The 22,330-nt window shown below is 69.2% G+C and carries 22 protein-coding genes and 1 pseudogene; 7 read left to right on the forward strand and 16 right to left on the reverse strand.

Annotation, left to right across the window (positions count from 1 at the left end):
• From D7V77_RS26830 to D7V77_RS26860, 7 genes are all read right to left on the reverse strand, one after another.
• Positions 1-180: hypothetical protein (locus tag D7V77_RS26830; RefSeq protein WP_304485880.1), on the reverse strand; the 180-nt coding region annotated here is incomplete at its 3' end.
• A gap of 34 nt (positions 181-214) precedes the next feature.
• Entirely contained in the window at positions 215-1,225 is a 1,011-nt protein-coding gene (locus D7V77_RS26835) for an aldo/keto reductase (protein ID WP_120579152.1), read from the reverse strand.
• An 87-nt stretch (positions 1,226-1,312) separates the two neighbouring features.
• Positions 1,313-2,611 carry an AMP-binding protein gene (locus D7V77_RS26840; RefSeq protein WP_120579153.1) on the reverse strand — a complete coding sequence of 433 codons (1,299 nt, stop codon included), beginning with the start codon at positions 2,609-2,611 and terminating at the stop codon, positions 1,313-1,315.
• The gene (locus D7V77_RS26845; protein WP_233597252.1) at positions 2,608-3,174 is read right to left on the reverse strand and encodes a hypothetical protein; all 567 of its coding nucleotides are present in this window, start codon (positions 3,172-3,174) and stop codon (positions 2,608-2,610) included. Before D7V77_RS26845 ends, D7V77_RS26840 begins: the two co-directional genes overlap by 4 nt.
• Complete coding sequence (locus D7V77_RS26850) at positions 3,171-4,877, reverse strand: M48 family metalloprotease (RefSeq protein WP_120579155.1); 1,707 nt, start codon at positions 4,875-4,877, stop codon at positions 3,171-3,173. The genes D7V77_RS26845 and D7V77_RS26850 overlap by 4 nt, the downstream gene beginning before the upstream one ends.
• Positions 4,874-5,701 carry a hypothetical protein gene (locus D7V77_RS26855; RefSeq protein ID WP_120579156.1) on the reverse strand — a complete coding sequence of 276 codons (828 nt, stop codon included), beginning with the start codon at positions 5,699-5,701 and terminating at the stop codon, positions 4,874-4,876. Before D7V77_RS26855 ends, D7V77_RS26850 begins: the two co-directional genes overlap by 4 nt.
• Positions 5,698-7,242: an AAA family ATPase gene (locus D7V77_RS26860; RefSeq protein WP_120579157.1), complete on the reverse strand. Its 1,545-nt coding sequence runs from the start codon at positions 7,240-7,242 to the stop codon at positions 5,698-5,700. The genes D7V77_RS26855 and D7V77_RS26860 overlap by 4 nt, the downstream gene beginning before the upstream one ends.
• A 118-nt stretch (positions 7,243-7,360) precedes the next feature.
• Between D7V77_RS26860 and D7V77_RS26865 the strand changes: the two genes are divergently transcribed.
• From D7V77_RS26865 to D7V77_RS26885, 5 genes are read left to right on the forward strand one after another with little or no spacing between them, the layout of a single operon-like run.
• Positions 7,361-8,653, forward strand: coding sequence for an AAA family ATPase (locus D7V77_RS26865; protein ID WP_120579158.1), 1,293 nt, complete (start codon positions 7,361-7,363; stop codon positions 8,651-8,653).
• A gap of 16 nt (positions 8,654-8,669) precedes the next feature.
• On the forward strand, positions 8,670-9,308 hold the full coding sequence (locus D7V77_RS26870) for a hypothetical protein (protein WP_199733896.1): 639 nt from the start codon (positions 8,670-8,672) through the stop codon (positions 9,306-9,308).
• Positions 9,309-9,352: 44 nt separating this feature from the next.
• Complete coding sequence (locus D7V77_RS26875) at positions 9,353-9,655, forward strand: hypothetical protein (protein WP_126935498.1); 303 nt, start codon at positions 9,353-9,355, stop codon at positions 9,653-9,655.
• Entirely contained in the window at positions 9,652-10,077 is a 426-nt protein-coding gene (locus D7V77_RS26880; protein WP_120579160.1) for a type II toxin-antitoxin system death-on-curing family toxin, read from the forward strand. The genes D7V77_RS26875 and D7V77_RS26880 overlap by 4 nt, the downstream gene beginning before the upstream one ends.
• 34 nt (positions 10,078-10,111) lie before the next feature.
• Positions 10,112-11,392: a hypothetical protein gene (locus tag D7V77_RS26885; protein WP_120579161.1), complete on the forward strand. Its 1,281-nt coding sequence runs from the start codon at positions 10,112-10,114 to the stop codon at positions 11,390-11,392.
• Between the two features lie 4 nt (positions 11,393-11,396).
• On the opposite strand, the gene D7V77_RS26890 is transcribed toward D7V77_RS26885, so the two are convergent.
• Together D7V77_RS26890 and D7V77_RS26895 are read right to left on the reverse strand one after the other, a co-directional pair.
• Positions 11,397-12,026 (reverse strand): response regulator transcription factor, encoded by a 630-nt coding sequence (locus tag D7V77_RS26890; protein ID WP_120579162.1) that lies wholly within the window; start codon positions 12,024-12,026, stop codon positions 11,397-11,399.
• Between the two features lie 181 nt (positions 12,027-12,207).
• The gene (locus D7V77_RS26895; protein ID WP_120579163.1) at positions 12,208-13,278 is read right to left on the reverse strand and encodes a dipeptide epimerase; all 1,071 of its coding nucleotides are present in this window, start codon (positions 13,276-13,278) and stop codon (positions 12,208-12,210) included.
• A gap of 197 nt (positions 13,279-13,475) precedes the next feature.
• Here D7V77_RS26895 and D7V77_RS26900 point away from each other — a divergent pair, with 197 nt between their 5' ends.
• Entirely contained in the window at positions 13,476-15,521 is a 2,046-nt protein-coding gene (locus D7V77_RS26900; RefSeq protein WP_233597253.1) for a PAS domain-containing protein, read from the forward strand.
• Here D7V77_RS26900 and D7V77_RS26905 read toward each other — a convergent pair.
• The 3 genes from D7V77_RS26905 to D7V77_RS26915 form a co-directional block, all read right to left on the reverse strand.
• Complete coding sequence (locus tag D7V77_RS26905) at positions 15,487-16,182, reverse strand: suppressor of fused domain protein (RefSeq protein WP_120579164.1); 696 nt, start codon at positions 16,180-16,182, stop codon at positions 15,487-15,489. The genes D7V77_RS26900 and D7V77_RS26905 overlap by 35 nt on opposite strands.
• Positions 16,183-16,277: 95 nt before the next feature.
• On the reverse strand, positions 16,278-17,477 hold the full coding sequence (locus D7V77_RS26910) for a GNAT family N-acetyltransferase (RefSeq protein WP_120579165.1): 1,200 nt from the start codon (positions 17,475-17,477) through the stop codon (positions 16,278-16,280).
• A gap of 83 nt (positions 17,478-17,560) precedes the next feature.
• Positions 17,561-17,971, reverse strand: a complete 411-nt coding sequence (locus D7V77_RS26915) for a helix-turn-helix domain-containing protein (protein WP_120579166.1) — start codon at positions 17,969-17,971, stop codon at positions 17,561-17,563.
• A gap of 108 nt (positions 17,972-18,079) precedes the next feature.
• Here D7V77_RS26915 and D7V77_RS26920 point away from each other — a divergent pair, with 108 nt between their 5' ends.
• Positions 18,080-18,937 (forward strand): SDR family oxidoreductase, encoded by an 858-nt coding sequence (locus D7V77_RS26920; RefSeq protein ID WP_120579167.1) that lies wholly within the window; start codon positions 18,080-18,082, stop codon positions 18,935-18,937.
• A gap of 42 nt (positions 18,938-18,979) precedes the next feature.
• On the opposite strand, the gene D7V77_RS26925 is transcribed toward D7V77_RS26920, so the two are convergent.
• The 4 genes and pseudogenes from D7V77_RS26925 to D7V77_RS26940 all read right to left on the reverse strand — a co-directional run.
• Complete coding sequence (locus D7V77_RS26925) at positions 18,980-19,447, reverse strand: NUDIX hydrolase (RefSeq protein WP_120579168.1); 468 nt, start codon at positions 19,445-19,447, stop codon at positions 18,980-18,982.
• Entirely contained in the window at positions 19,444-20,883 is a 1,440-nt protein-coding gene (locus D7V77_RS26930) for a DUF2380 domain-containing protein (protein ID WP_120579169.1), read from the reverse strand. The genes D7V77_RS26925 and D7V77_RS26930 overlap by 4 nt, the downstream gene beginning before the upstream one ends.
• A gap of 252 nt (positions 20,884-21,135) precedes the next feature.
• Complete coding sequence (locus tag D7V77_RS26935) at positions 21,136-21,606, reverse strand: NUDIX hydrolase (protein WP_120579170.1); 471 nt, start codon at positions 21,604-21,606, stop codon at positions 21,136-21,138.
• Between the two features lie 115 nt (positions 21,607-21,721).
• Positions 21,722-22,330 (reverse strand): annotated as a pseudogene (locus D7V77_RS26940) (serine/threonine protein kinase); the annotation flags it as partial.

Below are 22,330 nucleotides of genomic sequence, written 5' to 3' on the forward strand. Positions count from 1 at the left end.
GGACATGTAGGGCCACAGCAGCCGCTGGGCGAGGAACGCCACCAGGACGCCCGCCGTCGCCAGCCCGTAGCTCAGCAGCGCGGAGCCCTCTTGCTTCTGGAACGACTCCGGCGCGCGCGGAGACGGAGAGGAGGGAGGCACCGGCGGATGCGGCGGGGCGGACGGAGCGGGCGCGGTCATGGATGCGCGGGGCGGACGGGCCTGGGGCCCACCGTCAGCGTGCCTCCTTCCGTGCGTCGGTCTGGAGGAACCCCTGCATGGCGGTGGGGTAGCGCTCGCCCGCGGCCACGCCCGGCGGAGCGATGGACTCGATGGCCGCCAGGTCCTCCTGCGTGAGCTTCACGTCCAGGGCGCCCAGGTTGTCGTCCAGGTACTTGCGGCGCTTGGTGCCGGGGATGGGGACCACGTCCTCGCCGCGCGACAGCACCCAGGCGAGCGCCAGCTGCGCGGGCGTGCACTGCTTCTGGCTCGCGAGCCGGTCGATGTGCTCCACCAGCTTGAGGTTGCGCTGGAAGTTCTCCCCCTGGAATCGCGGCGAGTGGCGGCGGTAGTCGTCTTCCGGCAGGTCCTCGAAGCGCTTGAACTGGCCGGTGAGGAAGCCGCGACCCAGCGGGCTGTAGGGGACGAAGCCCACGCCCAGCTCGTGACACGTCTGGAGGACACCGTCCTCCGGGTCCCTGCTCCACAGCGAATACTCCGACTGGAGCGCGGTGATGGGATGCACGGCGCACGCGCGGCGCAGCGTCTCCGAGTTCACCTCCGACAGCCCCAGGAAGCGCACCTTGCCGGCCTTCACCAGCTCCGCCATCGCGCCCACGGTGTCCTCGATGGGCGTCTTCGGGTCCACGCGGTGCAGGTAGTAGAGGTCGATGACATCCATTCCCAGGCGCTTCAGGCTCGCGTCGCACGCCTGCTTCACGTAGTCCGGCCGGCCGTTGACGCCGCGCGACTGGGGATTCGCGGGGTCACGCACCAGGCCGAACTTCGTGGCCAGGATGATTTTCTGGCGGTGGGGGCCGAGCACGCGGCCCACCAGCTCCTCGTTGCGGCCGGGTCCGTAGGCGTCCGCCGTGTCGAAGAAGGTGATGCCCCGGTCCAGCGCATGGAGCAGCGTGGCTTCCGACTCCGCGTCGTCGCGGCCCGCGTAGAACTCCGACATGCCCATGCAGCCCAGGCCCAGCGCCGAAACGGTGAGGCCCTGCCTGCCCAGCTTCCGAGTCTCCATGTGTCCTCCGTGCGGGTGCACCCTCCCTGGGAGAATCTTCACGCGAGGCGCGGGAATCCAGGGCAAACGACCGGGCGAAGGGCTGGCTCACCCCGGAAGCGTCAGCTCGCAACGGAAGGGGAGCGGCTTGGCGGCCGGTGCCAGCCCTTCAGCACCCAGCGCCTCCACCACCGGCATCGTCCAGCCCAGGTTGCGTAGCGCCGCGGTGAGTCGCTCGCACAACGCCGCCACGCTGTCCGCGGGCGCGCCTGAAAGCTCCAGCGTGAAGTGCTCCCGGGTCACCTGCGTCAGCCGGAACGCGCGCAGCGGGTGGTGCTTGAACACCCACGCCAGCGACCAGGCGTCCACCGCGCGGCCGGAGGGCGTGTGGAATGCGCAGGCTCCGCGTCCGCCAAAGCCCGTCAGCGTCCAGCCGTGGAAGCCGCAGGCGCAGGCGTCGCGCCGCACGGTGCCGGTGTCCCCAGGCCGGTAGCGCAACAGCGGCAGCACGCTGGGGCGCAGCCGCGTCACCACCACCTCGTCCCCGTCCGGCTCCAGCCAGACGTCCGGCGTGAGCACGTGGAAGCGTCCCCGGTTCGCGTCCTCCAGGCACTCCCACGCGAGCGGCCCCGTCTCCGTGGCGGCGTAGTAGTTGAGGACCGGCACGCCGCGCTCCTGCTTCCACGCGTCGCGCAGCGCGTGCGGCAGGTGCTGCGCGGAGGTGAGCACCAGCTGGGGAGACGGCACCTCCGGATGGGCCAGCAGCCAGCGTAACCCCTCCGGGTCGGAGAAGACGACGGAGGCCTTCACCCGTTGCAGGCGCGCCACCGCGTCATCGCGCAGCACGGAGACGCGGTGCAGGGCGCCGTCGTGGAACAGCGGCAGGCGCACCGAGTACTCCAGCCCGCCCGGCAGCGCATCCAGCAGCACCACGCGCGGACGCGGCGGGGGCACGGTGTTGGTGCGCTCGGTGAAGAAGCGCAGCACGGCCCACATGAGCAGGCAGTCGCGCCGGTCGCGCAGCACGTTCACCGGGTCCCCGGTGGTGCCGGAGCTCTTCACCACCACGCACTCGTCGGACGCGGCGGGCAGCGTGGGCACGTCCTCCCAGTGGCGCGCGAGCGTGGCACGGTCCAGCGCGGGGAAGTGCCGCAGGTCCTCCAGACGCCGCAGGTCGCCGGGGTGCAGGCCCGACTCGCGCAGCACGCGCACGTAGTAGGGCGAGCCCAGGAGCGCGTCACGCAAAGCAGGCAGGCGCGCTTCCAGCTCCGCGCGGGCGGCGGCTTCGTCCACCGTGGCCGTGCCGCGCGCCAGGCCCGCCGCCACGTCCAGCGCCCACGGCAGGTGCGGGCGCTGCGTGTGGCTGTCGCGGCGGATGCGAGCCCTGGGCGCGACCCCGAGCGTCACTCGCGCCAGCCCCGGGCCTCGGCTTCCTTGCGCTGGGCCTCCTGGAGCATCTCCTGGCGCCGGTCCGCCTCCTTCTTGCGCGCCTCCTCCACCTTGCGCAGGTCCGTCACGGCCTGCCGGTAGTCCAGTTCCTTGAGGTGGCGCTTCGACTCTGCCTCCGTCTCGCCTTCGATGTCCGCGCCCAGGGCCGCCAGCCACTTGCGCAGGAACTCCTCCTGGCGGAAGGCGTTGGAGCGGATCATCTCCGCGGTGAGGGGATGCACCTCCTCGAAGAACTGCTGGAGGCGCGCCTGCGGGGTGCGGTCCGCGGTGAGGTAGAGCACCGTCTTCTTGCGCAGGTCGGACGACACCAGCACGTGCGCGAGCATGCCCACCTGCTCCTGGAACAGCGGGTTCTTCACGCGCTGCTCCAGCTTCGCCCACTCGGCCTGCGACGGAGGACGCTGGCTCGCCATGCGGAAGGTGTCGCAGACGATGGCCACCGCCAGGTCATGCGGATACGGCGACACGATGGGCGTGGCCGCCAGTTGCTCACGGATGAGGGGAATCGAGACCGCCATCATTTCTCCAACAGGGCATCGGCCAGTGCCGCTGCGGCACGGCCAAAGTCAGACATCCATTGCACGGTCGCCAGCCGGAAGCGTGGGCTCCCCATCACCGGCGCCATCACCTGCCGCGCGGGGGCGTCGTCTGGCAGCGCGAGGAAGGCCACCACCCGGCGCGACCGGTTCATCGCGCGGGCAAACCGCGGCAGCGCGTTTTCCTGCCGCATGTTGTACAGGAAGTCGCTGTCGGAGATGACGACGCGCAGCGCATCCGGCCGCTCCACGGACAGCTCGTCCATCACCTCCACGGGGAACCACGTCCCTCCACCGATGTAGTGGAAGAAGAAGTCGCGCGCCGTCTCCTCGTCGTACATCCACGGGGACACGATGGGGTTGTCCGCCGAGTAGATGATGCCGCGCACCGTGGCGCCCTTGCGCAGCGCGGAGGCTGACAGCACCTGTGCGGCCAGCGTCATCGCGTTGAGGTCCTGCTGCGGGTTGGGCATGGAGCCGCTGGTGTCCAGGTAGATTTCCAGCGCGGGCACGCCCAGGTCCGACTGCGGCGGCAGGTCCGCCTCCAGCTCGCGGCGCAGAGGGGCCACGGCGGCCAGGTGCCCCTGCGAAATCACCGTGAGCGTCCAGTCGATGGTGGTCGGGTCGTCGCCGTACTCCCACGCCTCTGGAATCGTGCGCAGGTAGGGCTCCGGCTTCGAGGGCGAAGAGGGCAGCTTGAGGATGTACTGGTCCACGAGCCGCCGGTAGTACCGGGCCACCAGCGCGCGCCGCAGCCTGCCGCCGTCATTGCCGGGCAGGTGCGCGGTCGCGCGGCGGATGGTCTCCAGCGGATCCGACTCCTTCGTGTCGTGAGAGTCGTCCAGCCAGCCGTTCGCGCGGGCCTCGTTCAGCGCGTCCTCCCACCGGCCTCCGGACTGCACCGCCGCGTCCAGGTCGCCTTCGTCCGGAGTGCCGAGGTCGCCGGCCAGCGGAATGCAGAAGCCGACCTCCGAGGGCAGGTCGATGAAGCGGATGAACGCGGCGCAGAAGTAGAGGAATTGCAGGCGCGGGTCGGGCAGCGCGTAGAACGTCTGCACGAACATGCGCGCCTGCGCGCGGAAGCCCGGGTAGGCCTCCTCCAGCTTCGGCAGCAGGGCCTCGGGCACCAGGTGTCCGGGCTCCCTGCGCCACAGCTCCTCGTAGATGGCCAGGTAGAAGCAGAACAGCGGGGACTGCCCGCCCGTGTCGCCGTCCTTCTCCTTCTTCTTCTTGTTCTTCTTGCGCCCGTCGGGCGTGCGCAGGAAGCCCCGGTACACCTGGCACAGCGCTTCCGCGTGGGTGCGCCCCACGAACTCGTTCACCTGGAGGTCGAAGAACAGGTTGGTGAGCGACTGGCCCAGGCCCGGGATGAGGCGCTGCTCCAGCACGCGCAGCTCCGCGTCCCACCCCAGCGTGTGCGGGAAGCGCACGTGGTGGCCGATTTCATGGGCCAGCACGGCGGTGAGGCTGTCGCGCGCGCCCATGCGGACCAGCAGGTCGAAGTGGACGAACACCTGACGGCGCACCAGGTCGATGTACGCGAGCGGTTCGTTCGGCGTGGCCTCGCCGGGGTGGAAGGGCTGGTGCGGTTCGGGCGGGCTCAACTGCACGTGCACGTCCCACAGCGCCAGCGCGTCGCGCCAGCACCGCTCCACCTCCTCCGGGGTGAAGGCCGCGCCCGCGCTCATGCCGGCAGGATGACCGCCAGCCACTGGGACGTGTGCATCGTGGCCACCGCGCGCCATTCGTTGTGCTGGGTGCTGTACCAGTCCCCCGCGCGAGGGTCGCGCTGCGCCAGCGAGGTGAGCGCCTTGGAGGGCTTGCCCGTCGCGGGCTCCAGCCGCTCGTTGCAGCCCATGGGCCCCAGCAGCATGGGCTTCTTCACCAGCCACACACCCTGCGTGGCGGCGTCGCGTCCGCCGGCGGCGGTGGCGCGGTGACGGTCGTGCACGCAGACGACGGCGGGCGCCAGGAAGTGCATCTCCCCGGGCATGAAGCGCGAGTCCTCCTGGGACAGGTCCACCCACTGCGCGGTGGACGTGTCGCCCAGCGCCTGGGTGGGCGGCTCCATCGCCTCGTTGGCGATGGTGTGCAGGTGGCCCTCCAGGTCCTCCAGCGAGGACAGGTTCGAGCCCAGGCGGCAGAACAGCCGCTGCACCCAGGGCGGCGCGGACTCCAGGTTCTCGCTGAGGTTCCACACGCGCGCGAGCGCCGGGGCCTGCTCCTCCTGTCGCAGGTTCGGCAACAGGCGAGGCAGCAGTTCCCGCCACGCGAGCGTGAAGAAGTTCTCCCGCCCGGCGGACCCCGGATACATGTAGCCCAGCCCGATGCCCTCCGCGCCCAGGCGCATGTAATCGCGCAGGAGCTCCTCTCCAGACGCGGCGTCACCGTCCTTGAGCGCCCGGCCCAGACGGACCACCGGGCCGTTGAGGAACGCGCTCCACAGCGCTGGGTCCCAGCGCACGAACCGGCCGCGGGCTTCCTTCTCCAGGTCGTCGACGAACTCGCTCATGGCTGTTTCCCCTGACCGCCCGGGTTCTCCTTCAGCCACGTCGCGTAGTTGCGGTAGCGGCTGTAGAGGGACTTCAAGTGGATGAGGTCCTCGTACACCGGACCGGACAACTCCTGGCGGGTCATCAGGTCATTCATCAGCACGGTGACGGCGGACAGGCGCTTCTCCGTGGTGCGCAGGTCCACGCCGGACAGGCCCAGGTCCAGCTCCGCGCGCAGGGCGACGACCTTCTGGCGCACGGGCGCGTGCGTGCCGTAGCGGGCCATGGCCATGTCGAACATGTTGCGGATCCACGCCACGCGGTCCTGGAGCAGCAGCTTGTTGCCCTTCGCCTCGAAGAAGGGGCTGCGCGCGTTGGGGGTGAGCTTCTCGTGCAGCACCCAGGGGATGATCTGCCGGAAGTCCTCCAGCTCCGTCACGCGGTGGCCTCGGAAGAACGCGAGCGCCTTCGCGAAGTGGAGGATGGTCTGGTACGCGCGCACGCTGGTGCCGTTCTCCGTCTGCGTGCAGAGGTGCACCTTCTTGTCCAAGGGGCACTGCTCGTTGCACACGGCGGACACGGTCTGTCCGGCGAGCTTCAGCGTGTCCTTGTGCTTGAACTCGAAGCGCGGGGACGCCATGCGGCAGAAGTCCAGCTGGCCCAGGAAGAAGGCCACGCGCTCCAGCACGCCCTTGGGGACCTCCACGGCGAGGATGGAGTTGTAGGCATTCTCCAGCTCGCCGGGCGTGAAGACGATGTCCTTGGGGAGCATCTCCTCCGGGGACTTGTCGGACTCGATGCGCTGGAGCAGCGTGTCCACGAAGCCGGAGTTGAAGGGCACGGCGCGCACGACGACGTCCAGGCGGTCCTTGAGCGCTTCGATGACCTGGAACGTGCCGCCGCCCTGGTCGTCGTTGGCGGTGAGGAACCAGGACGAGCGGCCGGTGTAGACGTACTGGTCCATCATCTCCGCGTAGCCCTCGCCCAGCAGCGACAGCAGGGCGGACTGGGTCTTCGTGGGGATGCGGTTGTACTCGTCGATGATCTTCACGCGCTGGCCAATCCACTTGCGCCAGCTGACCTTCACGGCGGACAGGTCCTCCGCCTTGAGCATGTCGGACGGCAGGGGCGCGCCGAGCAGGTCCGCGATGGACAGCTGCGGGTGGCCGCGCTGGATGCCCCGGTGGACGTCCTCGCGGCCCATGCCGGAGAGCAGGGCCATGAGGATGGCGGAGGTGGTTTTTCCTCGGCCCGGCCCGCCCACGAGCAGGGCGCGGCGGCAGGTGAAGAGGGTGAGCAGCGGGATGAGGACGAACGAGCTGTAGCTCATGTCCTCCGGCAGGTGGACCTCGTCCCCGGCGGTGTTCTTGAGGGCGGCGGTGCCGCCGAACTCGATGTCGTAGTAGGGGCAGATGACGGCGTTGTTGGTGATCCACCAATACGCCTGCCGCATCTTGTCGTGGAGGCTGCCGCCGTCGCGCTCGGAGAGATGGACGCTGAGGCCCTTGTCCGCCGACGCGCGTCCGGTGAGCAGGCGCGAGACCCAATCCTGGTTGGCCATGGAGGGTGCGGAGTGTAGCAGTCGGACGATGGGGCGGGTGTGCGCTGGACGAGTGTCCCCCCTGCATCCAGGCTTCCGGAAGTGGGCGGCATGGACGGGATGCGCTAAGTGTCGGTGCATGCTCCGAGAGCTTCACCTTCAGGGGGTCGGCCCCGCGCCTCGCCTGGACGTCGAGTTCGCACCCCGGCTGAACGTCCTGACGGGCGACAACGGGTTGGGCAAGAGCTTCCTGCTCGACGTGGCGTGGTGGAGCCTGACCGGGACGTGGCCCGGTTTGCCTGCGTGGCCGCATCGTGGCGCGAAGCGGCGTCGGATTGACTGGGCCCTGACGGGCAAGACGCGGCGGGCCTCGAACAAGACGAGCGACTTCGACCCGGAACGGCAGCTGTGGCCCTGGCCCGAAGGGCGCCCGAGCATGCCGGGTCTGACTGTCTATGCGCGCGTCGACGGAAGCTTCTCCGTCTGGGACCCTGCGCGGAACTACTGGCACAAGACGTCGCGCGCGGATCCGGATGCGCCTCGCAGGCCGGATGCCTTCCACTTCTCGCCCCAGGACCTCTGGGATGGCCTGAAGTACGAGGGGACGACGGTCTGTAACGGGCTCGTCCGGGACTGGTTGACCTGGCAGTTGCAGGACGATGGTTCCGCGCAGTCACCGTTCCAGATGTTGAAGCGGGCGCTGGAACAGCTGTCCCCTCGCGACGAGCCCATCCGCCCCGGGCGGCCCATGCGGTTGGCCATCGAGGACGTCCAGAACTACCCGACCCTCGACATGCCGTACGGCACCATTCCGGTGGTGCATGCCTCCGCGGGAATGCGCCGCATCCTGGGCCTGGCCTACCTCGTCGTCTGGGCGTGGCATGAACACCTCCAGGCCTCGGAGTTCCTCGGGCAGGCGCCGGATCCCCGGTTCATCCTGCTGGTGGATGAGGTGGAGACGCACCTCCATCCGCTGTGGCAGCGCCGGATCGTCGGATCGCTCATCCAGGTCATTGACGGCCTCGCGAGCGAGACGTCCGTCCAGACGTTCCTGACGACCCACTCCCCGTTGGTGCTGGCCTCCCTGGAGCCGTTCTTCGACGAGGAGCAGGATGCTCTCTTCCTCTTCCAGCTCGAAAAGGAGCAGGTGCGCCTGCGGCATCTCCCCTGGGCGAAGCAGGGAGATGCAAACGACTGGCTGACGTCGCCTGTCATGGGGCTGGCCCAGGCGCGTGCCTGGGAGGCTGAACGCGCGGTGGAAGCCGCCGAGGCCTACATGCGAGGCGAGCGCGAGGGTTTGGGCACTCTGAAGGAAATCGACTCCGAACTGCGACGCCTGCTCCCGGAGCAGGATCCGTTCTGGCCCCGGTGGGTCGTCGCTCGCGATGGGGGAGGCGGCCGTGATCCGGTGCGTTCCAGGAAGCGAGCCTGAGGACTTCGACTCAAGGGTGCGAGCACCTGGGCGGCGCTGGCTTCGCGGCAATCCAACAGCTCTCAGCCGTCCGCCCGCGTATTGGCGACGCTGCAATGCGCAACTCGCGGCAGCCTTCTTCGAGCGGTGTGCCTACACCGCGATGTATCTGGGCGCGCCAGGGACCGTCGATCACTTCATCTCCATCGATGAAGATCGACGGCTCGCCTACGAATGGACCAATTTCCGGTACTCCGCCGGATGGCTCAACAGCCGCAAGCAGGCGCTTGTCTCCGAGCGCCTGATGGATCCCTTCGAAATCGAGGATGGTTGGTTCGTGCTCCTCCTTCCGTCGCTTCAACTCCAGGTCACGGAACGCTGCCCGCCGCAACTGCGAGAGCGGGCGGCCAAGACGTTGCGCCTCCTGGGGCTGGACCACGATGAACGGGTGGTCCGGTATCGGAGGCAGTGGCTCGAGGAGTACGAGCGGCGGCGGGTGACGCTGGACTATCTGGAGGACAAGGCACCGCTCGTGGCCCGAGCGGTGCGTGAGTGGGAGTCGCGCGAAGGTCGGCAGTGGTCCGCGGGCAGCAACCAGATGGACCTTGCTCGTGCGGAAGCGTCGCCTGCCCTGAGAAAGCGGGCGTCTCGATCCGGGGTCAGGAAGAAGTCATAGGCTGGGGCATGTTCCAGCGTGCATCCCAGTTGGAGGGACCCAGAGTGCTGCCTCACCTGGAAGTGATTCACGGCATCATTGGGGAACTCGATTCCGGCGTGTCGAACACGCCGGCCATCCAGATCGTGCGGCCGGAGGGCGGGGCCCTCACGGTGACCGCCACGGCGGAGCAGGTGGCGCAGGCCTCTCACCTGCGAGAGATCTCCGCGCTGGTCGTCATGGGGCCTGAACCCCGGCTCATCTGGATCCGCCAGAAGGGCGCCAACGTGCCGGTTCCAAGCGCCGAGGAGCGTGACGCGCACGCCCTGCGAAAGTGGAGTGAGCTGCTGAGGAGGCTGGCCCAATGAGCGACGCGCAGCCGTATGACCGGTTCTGCGGCCTGGCCCGGCTCCAGGAGTTGCAGGCCAAGGGCATCGCCGCGCATGGCGGCAGGGTGGGCGTCCGCGATGCCCTGGGCCCTGGCGCGACCCTGGGCGCGGCCTGGACCGCGGAGGAGTACGGCGCCCCGCAGGAAGCGGTCCCGGGGCTGATGTTCGCCGTCTACCTGCTCTTCTACATCGCGACGAAGCAGGTCTTCGTGGACGGGAACAAGCGCATCTCCTGGCTCGCCATGTGCGAGGCCCTGGCCTGCATGGGCCTGGAGGTGGACGCCACGATTGATGAGGCGGAAGCGCTGGTGATGGCCATCTCCAACAACCAGTTCAAGGACGTCGGACCGGTATACCTCTGGGTGGTCGAACACCTGCGCGAGCTGCGCGTCGGCACCTGAGGTCGGCGGAAGGAAGAAGGCGTAGACTGCGCGGATGCTTGCTCCGAGGCGGTCCCTGTCCCTGCTGGCCCTGGGCGTGCTCCTGACCGGGGCAACGCCTGCTCCCTCCATGGATGAAGCTCCCCAGAGGACCGTCGCGGACCGGATCCGCGAATCCGCGAGCCAGGCGCGGACCGGGGCGTTGTCCGAGGCTCGGCTGGAGCTCGCCTCGGTATTGAAGGTCGCGCCGAAGGAGCCAGGGGCGTTGATGGTCCAGGCCTGTGTGCTGCTGGAGCAGGGAGCCCTGGACGCGGCGGCGCAGACCGTGGCCCGGTTGCGCGAGGTGGCTCCCGAGCAGGCGGAAGGCCAGGTTCTCGAAGCACTCGTTCAGCTGCGCCGGGCGAACCCCGCCGGTGAATGGCGTGAGGCCTTCATCGCCGCCTGGATCGAGGCGGGGCGTCCGGACTTCGGGGTGGAGTCACTCCTGCCGGAGGGAACGCCCGGTTGGGGACCGGTGGCCATCCGTGCGGTGTGGAATGGCACGCAGGCTCCGGACACACGGTTTCTCGCCGCGTTGATGGGGGGGCCATCGAAGGAGCAGCAGCGGTGGATGGCGCGTCACCTGTCCGAGGTGGCGGATCCCGACCTGCTGCGTGCGACCCTCGAGACCTTTCACGGCGAAGTCAGGGATGAAACGGCGCGGCGGCAAATCCAAGCCTCACTGCGGGAACGGCTGACGCCGCTCGCCGCCGCGTCCCATGAATCGCAGTTGCCATTGCTCATGCTGCTGGAGAACACGTCGCAGGAGGCGCCGCTCACGGCGGAAGAGCTTCAGTCACTGGAGCGAATCGCTGCCCTGCCCCGGTACCGGACCACCTCCTTTGCTCGGCTGTACTCGGATGCGGAGCGGCGGATGAAGGTGGCGGGAATCAAAGCTCCTGTTGATGGAGCCTTCATGGCCGCGGTGGGCGAATTGGCTTTGGTGGGCCCCATGGTCCTGTTCAAGCGGGTGGGAGCCACGACGGAGCTGACAGAGAAGGACCGGATTCGGCTGGGACGCGTCCTGTGGACCCTGGGCGAACGCATCGCTGAAGGAAACACGCTGGTGGAACGGCTGATGGGCCTGCGCCAGATGGAGCAGGGCGCCGGGTTGCTGCCAGACTTCGATGTGAAGCGGACCGCTGTGACCGCGGAGCTCGCCAGGGGCCGGGCGATGGTTGCCGCGTCCAATCAGATTCATATTGATGGGTGGCCCCTTCCATCACTCCATCGCGACTGGCTGAAGGCCTCGCTGGACAACGAGTGGAAGCACCTGAGCGCCCTCGTCGCGCCCTGAGTGGTTAGAGCGTCACCAGTCCCATCCGCGCCGCGCGCACCACCGCCTCCGTGCGGCGCTGCACACCCAGCTTGGCCAGTACCGCGTTCACGTGGAACTTGGCGGTGTGCTCGCTGATGTCCAGCCGGTCCGCGATGGCCTTGTTCGACAGGCCCTCCGCCAGCAGGCCCAGTACCTCGCGCTCACGCGGCGTCAGGGTGTCCGGGCCTGGGGCTCCCGACGGCGCCGTGTTCCTGGGCGCGGCGCGCACGTGAGACAGGCCCGGCTCGAACACCGTGAGGCCTCGCGCGACCGCGTGCAGCGCGGCGCCCAGCATCCCCGGGGCCACGTCGCGGAACAGCAGGCCCCTCGCGCCCGCGCCCAGCGCCAGCTCCCCCGCCGCCTCGTCCGCCACCAGCGCCAGCACGGGCGCGCCCAGGTCCGGCGCCGCGCCTTCCTCCAGCCGCAGGCCCGTGTCCCAGAGCACCACGTCAGGCGGCTCGCCCCGTGTCGCCTCCAGCTCCACCTGCGTGCCCGCGGCCACCACCGTCCAGGTCTCCGCCTGGTCGCTCAGCGCCCGTGCGAGCGCACCCCGGGCCAGGGGGTCCTCCGACACGAGCGCGAGCCTGGGCGATGACGAGGGCGCATCCAACATGAGCCCCTCATCCCTAACCGCGCCCGCCGCGTTCGCCACGCCGCGCGGCGCCAGAACGCCTTTCCTTCCCTCTGGGCCACGGCCCTGTGAAGAATCGTGAAGTCCTTTCCGGGAGGGGCACGCATGGCGCGGAAGGAGAAGGCGCTGGACGTGGCCTCCTCCCCGGTGAAGGGCTGAGGCCTCAGCGCAGCGTGACGCCGTGCCCCAGCGCGTTCGGGTCCAACGTCAGCCGTGAGCCCGAGTACTGACCGCCACCCTGGAACGGGTGGTTCGCGATGAACAGCGGCGTGTCCAGGTCCGCGTAGCTGAAGCCGCCCAGCCCCGCCGCCAGGTGCGCGGACGCGGTCATCGCGAGCACGCTCTCCACCATGCCGCCCACCATCAGCTCCAACCCCGCCGCGCGGGCGAGGCTCCACATCGTCACCGCATCCACCATCCCGCACTTCATCGTCTTGATGTTGATGCCGTGGCACGCGTTCTCACGGATGAGCCGCAGCACGTCCTTCACCGAGCGCGCCGACTCGTCCGCGCATATCGACACCTTCGAGCGGTGCGTCACCTCCGCGAGCCCCGCGACGTCGGCCACCGGCTGCTCGAACAGCGACAGCGGCACTTCCGCGCGCTCCAGCTCCTTGAGGAACGCCAGCGCCTCCGCCACGTCGTAGCCCCCGTTCGCGTCCGCGATGAGCCGCGCCTTCGGGGCCTCCTGGTGGATGGCCACGAGCCGCGCCGCGTCCGTGTCCGGGTCCAACGCGCCGACCTTCACCTTCACCGTGTCGATGCCGCGCCCCAGGATGGCCCGCGTCGACGCCACCGCGTGCGCCACGTCTCCGGCGGTGACCGTCATGTCGATGTCCAGCGACGTCCCCGCCCCGCCGAAGAAGGCGTACATCGGGATGCGGTGGTGCCGCGTGAGCGCGTCCAGGAGCGCGATCTCCACGCCACACCGCGCGGCCGGCGCCAGCGTCAGCGCATCCCCCAGCGCCTCCGACGCCGGCCGCCACTCCTGGGCGTCGCGGCCCACGAGCAGCTCGCGCACCGGCTCCAAGGAAGCGAGCGTGCTGGCTTGCGTCTCCCCGCTCACCGCCGTGAAGGGCGCCGCCTCGCCCAACCCCACGGTGCCGTCCGCGAGCGTCACGCGCACAAGAACATTCTCCGCCGCCAGCTGCGCGCCGGTGGCGATGGCGAACGGCTCCGTCAGGGACAGGTGCAGGGCTTCGAACGAGACGTGCGTGATGAGGGTAGGGCGCATGGGCAGGCATGAGTCTGGCCGACGTTCCGGTCCAGAGGGGAGTCTTTCCATTCCTTCCGGTTTTTACTCTCACGTGTCTGTAATTCGAGAAGGTTAAGAAAGATACGAAGACTGGGGCTGGCTTGAGCCGCAGTGCGATTCGTGGCGACATGCGGGCTTCCCGGGGGTTGGGCACTGCCTGGGCCGCGAGGAGGCGGATGTCCGCGACCGATACGACCGTGGCCCTCCCGCTCCCGGATGCGCTCCTGGCCGCGTTGGAGGAGGCCGAGCGCGAACACCCGGAGGCGTGCATGGTGCTGCGCGCCGTGCGCTCGCCGGGCGGAGTCATCCAGGACTTCGAGTGGCTCTGGGCGAACCCCGCCGCGGCGCGCGCGCTGGGCCGGGGGCCGGAGTACCTGCGTGGCCGGCGCCTGGGCGAGGTGTCCTCGAAGGGCGGCATCGCCGGGCGCATGGACCTCTTGCGTCAGGTGGTGGAGTCCGGCCGGCCGCACGCGGACCACTTCACCGAAGGGGAGGTGCTGCTGCAGGGCACGGCGGTGCCGCTGCGGGACGGGGTGCTGTTGCGCCTTCGTGACATCACCAGCGCCCAGCGGGTGGAGGAGGGGCTGCGCGAGACGCTGGACTGGGTGCGCGACGTGCTGGAGAGCATGCCGGACGCCTTCTTCACCGTGGACACGGACTGGCGCCTCACCTACGTGAACCGCAACGCGGCCGCGCTCACCGGCCGCTCCCAGGAAGAGCTCTTCCGCCGCGTGCTGTGGGAGTCGTGCCCGGAGCTGTGCGGCACCCCGTTCGAGCGCACGATGCGGGAGGTGGCCGCCGAGGAGAGCTACCGCCTCTTCGAGCTGCGCACCGGCAGGGACCGCTGGCACGAGGTGCACGCCTGGTCCAGCGGCCGCAACATCTCCACCTACGCGCGCGACATCACCGACAAGAAGCGCGTGCAGGCGGAGCGCGACGCGCTGCTCGCCCGCGAGCACTCCGGCCGCCTGGAGGCGGAGGCCCTGGCCCAGCGCCGCACGCACGAGCTGATGGCCGCGCGCGAGCGGCTGGTGCAGTCGGAGAAGCTGGCCATGGCGGGCCAGCTGGCCGCGGGCGTGGGCCACGAAATCAACAACCCCCTGTCCTACGTCGCCGGCAACCTCCAGTTCGCGGTGGAGCAGCTCACGCCGCTCGCCCGCCGTCCGGGGCTCCAGGACGTGTTGGGCGAGGCGCTGGAGGCGCTGCGCGAGGCGAAGGAGGGCGCGGAGCGGATCCGCGTCATCGTGCGCGACCTGCAGACCTTCGCCCGCGCGGACGAGCTGCGCCTGGGGCCGGTGGACGTGCACGCGTCGCTGGAGTTCGGCATCTCCATGGCCATGACCCACCTGCGCAGCCGCGCCCAGGTGGAGCGCCACTTCGGCCAGGTGCCGCCCGCGCTGGCGCACGAGGCGCGCCTGGGGCAGGTGTTCCTCCACCTGCTCATCAACGCCGCGCACGCCATCCCCGCCGGCGCCTTCGAAAGGCACCGCGTGACGCTCACCACCCGCCGCGAGGGCGCGTGGGTGCTGGCGGAGGTGTCCGACACCGGCCTGGGCATGACGCCGGAGGTCCTCCATCGCGCCTTCGAGCCGTTCTTCACCACGCGGCCCGTGGGGGAGGGCAGCGGCCTGGGGCTGTCCATCTGCCTGGGGCTCGTGCGCAGCATGCACGGTGAGCTGACGGCCACCAGCATCCCCGGCATGGGCAGCACCTTCCAGGTGCGGCTGCCCGTCTCGGAGCCCATCGTCCACCCGGGCGTCCCCGCGGTGCGCGCGGACGACGGGCCCTCGCGCAAGCGCGTGCTGGTGGTGGACGACGAGCCTCAGCTCACCTCGGTGCTCCGGCGCATCCTCGGCCGGCAGCATGACGTGGTGGTGGCGCACAGCGGCCGGGAGGCGCTGGCGCTGCTGGAGCAGGACGACGCCTTCGACCGCGTCTTCTGCGACCTGATGATGGCGGACCTCACCGGCATGGACGTGCACGCGGAGCTGTCGCGGCGCCGGCCGGAGCTCCTGTCGCGCTTCGTGTTCATGACGGGCGGCAGCTTCACGGAGCGCGCCCGCGCCTTCCTCCAGGCCGTGCCGCTGCCGCGCATCGAGAAGCCCTTCGAGCCGGGCCTCCTGCACTCGCTGGTGGAGTCCTCGCCGCCGCGCGCCGGTCAGCGCGGCGGCGGCGAGGGTGGGGGAGCTACAGCTTCGCCTCGTCGCGCTCCGGGCGCGTGATGAACGCGGTGCTCGGGTTCGCGGGGTCGGCCAGCCGCTTCAGCAGGCTGTCCATGCCGTTGGAGCGCGCGAAGGCCATCTCGTTCTTCGTCACGCCCACCAGCGTGAGCAGCTCCACCTGGCCGCTGGGCAGGGTGAAGTGGCTGGGGCGGTTGGCGTCCTTCACGAACACGAAGCCGGCGAGCTTCGTCTCACTGCCGGTGAGAGTGCCGTCCACCGGGTAGCGGTGGCCCATGGCGAACAGCCGCGCGCACACGAGGTTGTAGGCCATCATGTCCAGGAGGCGCAGCACCGGCCAGCGCTCCTCCTCGGGCGTGTGGATGACCATCTCGTAGCCCAGGCCGCTGCGGGCGTCGTCCGCCAGGTCCTCGCCGGGGGCCACCGTGAAGGGGTTGGACAGGCCGCTCGTGACGTAGGTCCAGTACGGGTGCTCTGGACTGGGAGGCGCCACGCGCACGCCCATGGGCAGCCAGTTCGGATCCATCTCCGTGCCCTGGGCCAGCTCGCTCTCCAGCCACCCCTCCAGCACGCCGGTGCCCTCCAGGAGGTCCACCTCCTCTCGGATGGCGCCGAACAGCTTCGGGTACTCCACCTCGTCGCGGTCCGCCCAGCAGTCTTCGTACCACTGGATGAAGTCTTCCTCTGTCTCCGGGACTTTCATGGGGGCGGACTCTAGAGGTTCACCCCGATTTCACAACTTGAACCGAGCGCGGATGCCCACTGGCCGGTGGGCTGGCGGACAGACGTTCAGGTTTTTCAGGTACCGGTGGACCCGGGGGCCCCGCCGACGCCGGAGCCGGCCCACGGCTTGAGGCCGCAGATGCGCTCCGCCTCCTCCACGGCGGGTGCCAGCCGCATGTGCTCCATGCGCAGGAAGCTCCGCACGGCCTTGTCCAGGCGCTTGTCGAAAATCAGGTGGGCGCTGTGTACGGCGGTGGGCTCGAAGCCGCGAGTCACCTTGTGTTCGCCGCCCGCGCCGGGTTCGAACACCTTGCGGCCCGAACGGATGCAGTCGTCCACGGACTGATACAGGCAGACGTTGAAGTGCAGGAAGGGGTGCTCTTCCGTGCAGCCCCAATAGCGGCCGTAGAGCCGCTCCGGCGTGGCCAGGTTGAAGGCCCCGGCGATGACCTGCCCGTCCTTCACCGCCTCCACCATCTCCACGGTGTCGGGCAGGTCACGGAAGACGCGCTCGAAGAAGCCCGGGGTGAGCTGCACCTGGCCCCAGGCGTGGCGCTCGCAGGTGGACGTGTAGAAGGTGTACGCGCGCTGGGCGTGCTCCGGTGTCAGGTCCGCGCCGCGCACGGTGCGCAGCTGGATGCCCTGGGTGGCCGCGGCGGCGCGCTCGCGCTTGAGCTGGTTGCGGCGCTTGGAGTCGAAGCGGGCCAGGTAGTCGTCGTAGCGCTGGTATCCCGGGTTCTTCCAATGGAACTGGAGCGTGATGCGGCGCGCGAGCCCCGCCTCCTCCAGGAAGTCCGCCTCTTCATCCGTGGGATAGAGCACGTGGACGCCGGAGCAGTCCTGCGCCTGGGCGGTCTCCACGGCGGCCTGGAGGAGCGCGCGGCGCAAGAGCGCGGCGTCTTCTCCGGGGGCGGTGAGGAAGCGCGGCACGGTGGCGGGGGACAGGGGGCCGCCCACGAGCAGCTTCGGGTAGTACTCCACGCCCAGCTGGGCGGCGGCGTTGGCCCAGCCGAAGTCGTAGATGTACTCGCCCATGCTGTGGAACTTGAGGTAGGCGGGCGCGGCGGCGACCAGCTTCTTGCCCCGCCACAGCGTCAGGTGGTGCGGGGCCCAGCCGGTGTCCTCGGTGGCGCTGCCGCTCTCCTCCATGGCGGACAGCCACGCGTGGCGCACGAAGGGGGGCGCGCCGTCGGCGACCAGGGCATCCCATTGGGCGGCCGGGACATCGCGGATGGCATCGAGAATGCGGACCTTGAGCGGGGTGTCAGCGGGCACGGGAGCAGTCTTAACGCGGGCCTGTCCCCTTCGCTCCCGTTCGTCCCGCTGGAGAGCATCCGGGCAAGCAGGCTCGGGGCCGCTCAGGAGGCCTTCTTGCGGGGCGGCGCCTTGGTGCGGGCGCTCATCACCCGGGGGAGGTTGTCTTCAATCCAGGAGGTCAGCGCCTCCACGTGGACGGCCACTTCCTCACCCAGGGGCGTGAGGCTGTAGTCCACGTGGGGAGGAATCACGGGGTGGGCTTCCCGGTGCACGAAGCCATCCTGCTCCAGGGCCTGGAGTGTCTGGGCGAGCATCTTCTCGCTGACCCCGCCCACCTTGCGGCGCAGCTCGCTGAAGCGGTGGGTGCCATCCTCCTTGAGCGCGACGAGCACCAGCACGCCCCACTGGCTGGTGACGTGCTCCAGGACGCCGCGCGAAGGACACGCCGCCGCGTACAGGTCCCCGCGCTGCTTCACCTTCTCCAGCAATGGACTGCCCTTGCTTGCCTTCATGGTGTGACACTTACCATGAGGTGCGTACTTACGAAAAGTGAGTGCCCCCGTTACGGTAAGCCCAGTTCGATTTCGCGCCTGGAGCGCGAGCAAGGAAAGGGCGGAGCCATGTTCGTTGTCACGGGAGCCTCGGGGAAGCTGGGCCAGTTCGTGGTCGAGGGGTTGCTGAAGAAGGTGCCGGCGGACCAGGTGGCGGTGGCGGTGCGCAATCCGGACAAGGCGAAGGCCTGGGACGCGCGCGGCGTGCAGGTGCGCAAGGTGGACTATGACCGCCCGGAGACGCTGAACGGGGCGTTCGGGAAGGGGGACACGGTGCTGCTCATCTCCGCGAACGAGGTGGGGAAGCGCTTCCCGCAGCACTCGGCGGTGATTGAGGCGGCGAAGAAGGCGGGCGTGAAGCTGCTGGCCTACACGAGCATCCTGTTCGCGGACAAGAGCGGCCTGTCGCTGGCGGGGGAGCACAAGGCGACGGAGGAGGCCATCCGCGCGTCAGGCATCCCGTACGTGTTCCTGCGCAACGGCTGGTACGTGGAGAACTACACGGAGCACGTGGGGCCGGCGCTCCAGTACGGCGTGGTGCAGGGCAGCGCGAAGGAGGGCCGGGTGGCCACGGCGACGCGTGAGGAGTACGCGGACGCGGCGGTGGCGGTGCTGACGGGCACGGGCCACGAGAACCAGGTGTACGAGCTGGCGGGTGACGCGAGCTTCAGCCTGCCGGAGTACGTGGCGGAGCTGTCGCGCCAGTCGGGCAAGCCGGTGAAGTACGTGGACCTGCCGGTGGCGGAGTTCTCCGCGGCGCTCCAGGGGGTGGGCGTGCCCAAGCCCTTCGCTGACACGCTGGCGGACGCGGACGCGGGCTTGTCGCGCGGGGAGCTGAACGACACGGGCCGCACGCTGAGCCGGTTGATTGGCCGGCCCACGGCGCCGTTCGGGAATGCGATTGGCGCGGCGTTGAAGCAGGGCTGAGCTCTGGGTGGCGCCCCCTGGCCCGCGAAGTCACTTCGCGGGTCAGGCTTCGTCGTCAGGTAGGAGCGTGCGGAGTAACTCGTCGTCGGGACCGAGCGGTTGCCAGCCAGCGGGCGGCGGATTGGCGAGAAGTGCATCCCCTGCCCGGTCAACCCGCACCCTGTGGGTTACTGGGGTGTAGGCGAACCACGACCCGAGCCCCATCGCAACCTCTCCACGGGTTGCATCGTCCAGCACGTCCGGCCAGCCATTCGGGAACCTCTCGGCCAACTCGCGCACGAGGACGTCACGAACCAAGCGCGTGACCTGCTTGCGCTGCTCCGCCTCGTACATCAAGCCGCTTAGAATCTGCACGGCAGCAACGTCGTTGCCCAACTCGTCGGCCAGGACGTACAGCGGAACAGCAGGGCGTGCTTCAGCAAAGGCAATGAGTGAGCCGAAGCCCCGCTCACGAACCCGCTCGTACAGGCGGGCCTTGATGTCGCCCCGCCAAGCCTCTCCACCACTCATCGTCCTCTCCCAGGAGTGAAGTTCATGGGGACTCGATAGTCCCGCATATGCCTCGCGACCTCTTTCAAGATCCCATCCCGCGTCAACATCCGGCCGGCTCTCGTCTCAGCCTGGAGTAGCGCATCCATGATCATCCGGTTCCACTCACCGGGCCACATGCGCCCCAGCTTCCAGTTTCCCCCACCATGAATCGCCTCGTGATGGGCGCGCTCCATCCGGACGCAGAACTGGTCGATGTCCATGTCGCCCTTGAAGCCGCGTCGTTCGAACCATTCACGGTGCTCTTGAGGCAGGACGTGGTGCTTCGGTGCATCGGATATGCCCGCCCCCGCTCTGCCGGTTTCGCGCATGCCGCGCACCTCGGGGCTGTCCCCCAGCGCGTCACGTACGCCCTTGGGCAGGTCGTTGGGCGCCTGCGCCATCAGCACCTGTCCGCCGTGGATGAGGACGGCGGAGCTGACGGCGGGAACGGAGATGACGCCTGCCCGCACCAGCCTTCGCATCATCTCCACCCACTCCGCGGAGACCACCAGCCGCGAGCCCGTCATGACTCCTCCTGAGCTCATCACGAAGCCCGCCCCCAGCGATGCGGGCGCCGAGGGAGGCAGCCGTGGCAGCGACACCTTCAGCGTGGAAATCATGGCGACCATCTCGACCGCCCGCACGGCCGCGAGGACCTGCCCACCAAGCTTCATGCTCGCGCGAGTCTCCCGTTGGATTGAGTCGAATTCACGGGTCAGCCTCCCCATCAACTCGGGCATCGCGACCGCCGCCGCCTCTACCCGCTCGGGGTCCTGGGAGGCGAGGTCCGCCAGCGCGGGCTCCATCAACTCCTGCACGCGATGCAGGTCGACGAAGAGCTTCTCGACGCTGCACGTCGGACAGTTCCGGAGCACCGCGTCCGTGAGGTGGAGGAAGTCCACCCAGGTGGCCATCAACAGGGTCCCGAACAGGGCCGCCTGGAGCTTCGGTCCCGTCATGCGCAGCAGGCCCTGCTCCATGTTCGCATCCCCCACGTCCGAAGCCACGCGTGTCAGCGCGGTGGCGCTCCCGAGCGCCCCCTGCATCCACTTCACCTGATTGGAGCCATGGTCGAGGTAGCGGGTGAAGACGCCGTTGAGGCTCCATCCCACGAGGGGCGGAGGACGGCCCGCCAGCTTGGAGCGCGCGGCTTCAACGCCGCCCAATGAGCGTTTCACTTCGGCAATGCTCGCGAGGACTGCATCACGCGTCAGTGCATCGCTCCGCTCCCTGCCTCCAGCAGCGCCTGGCGTGGTCTCATCGTCACGTGAGCCCTGGCGACGCAGCAGCCGTTGCTCCGGACCGGAGAGCACGGACGTCCCACCCGGCGTGTAGCTCAAGCTCCGCGCATGCGGCGCGGAGGCACATCCCGTGGCCAGCAGCACCACGGCCAGCACCAGGACCTCAGCGCGCATGGACTACCCCCAGGTCTACCGAGGCGAACACCTCTGGCCGCGGCGTCCGTTCCGGAGTGGGGAACAGCAGCGCGCCGCCATCGTCACCCGTGAGCGTGGGTGTGTGGACAGCAAGGAGAAGGTGATTTTTCGCGGTCATCGTTAGCAGCCCGTGTCGACGATTGTGAGTCGAGGCTTCCGTTGCAGGAGCGCGGTGCTGAGCAGGGCTGAGTTCCGGGTGGCGCCCTATGGCCCGCGAGGTTTCCTCGCGGGTCAGGCTTCCTCGTCAGGAAGGAGCGTGCGGAGCAACTCGTCATCGGGACCGAGTGGTTGCCAGCCGGGCGGTGGCGGATGGGCGAGGAGCGCATCGCCGGCCCGGTCAACGCGCTCCTTGTGGGTTTCTGGGGTGTGGGCAAACCAATTGCCGAGCGCGATGGCAACCTCCAACCGAGCGTCGTCATCCAGCACGGACGGCCAGCCGTTGGGAAGACACGCGTACAGTTCGCGCACGAAGTGTCCGCGCAGCAGTCGTGTGAGCTGCTTGCTGCGCTCCGCCTCCGCCACCAACCCGCTGAACACCTGGACCCCAGCGACGTCGTCCGCCCCAAGTTCCCCGGCCAACGCGACCAGTGATGCGGTAGGGCGTGCTTCGGCAAAGGCGGTCAGCGAGTCGTAGCCGCGCTCACGGACGCGCTCGTATAGGCGTGCCTTGATGTTGCCCCGCCATGCAGCGCCGCCGCTCATCGTCTTCTCCCGGGCGTGAAGTTCATCAGTTCATCAGTTCATCGGGAGCCGGGTATCCGCCATCATGGGCGGGCTGCCCGCGTGGTGGGATCCCTGGATGGCACTCCGGCCTCACTCAGGGCCAGCGGTGCACAACACGACCGTCACCCGTGTTGCGTGCCACCACCTTGCCGTCCTTGAACTCCCCGGCTTCGGTCTCAACCACGAAGCAGATCGGATAATCGGCCTGCCCGGGGAGCTTCACCCGGTCATACCGGACGACGAGCGCGGGCCCCTCCGCACGGCCCATCTTGTCGGAGAGGTAGTACGCCTTGCCGTAGAAGCGTGTCCCAGGTGGGGCGACCGCCTCTTGACGGTCGTCGTTGATGCCTTTCGGGACCACCCCCACCACCTCCGCGCCGGCGGTGTGCCAAACTTCTCCATGTAGCTTCTGGCTGTCGTCGAGTTGAACGATGAAGCGATCGCTGTAACTCCAGTGGAGCTGCTTCTCCATGGCCTCTTCCGCCCCATCCGGGCAGGTGAAGGACTCGGGCCGGATTTGAGCCCCTGGACAGCCCGCCGCCAGCGCCGCGACGAGCGACAACGACGCGCACTCAACGGCGGCGATGGCCTTCTTCGGCATACGGGGTGGGCGTCCTTGGGTAGGAACTTCGGGAGCGCGGGTCTTCAAGTCGGATCCTTCCTTCGGAGCAGCGGCGATTGACGGCCCCGGGGTGGCCACAGG

This window comes from Corallococcus sp. CA041A (genome assembly GCF_003612075.1).
In the GTDB taxonomy this organism is placed as follows: domain Bacteria; phylum Myxococcota; class Myxococcia; order Myxococcales; family Myxococcaceae; genus Corallococcus; species Corallococcus exiguus.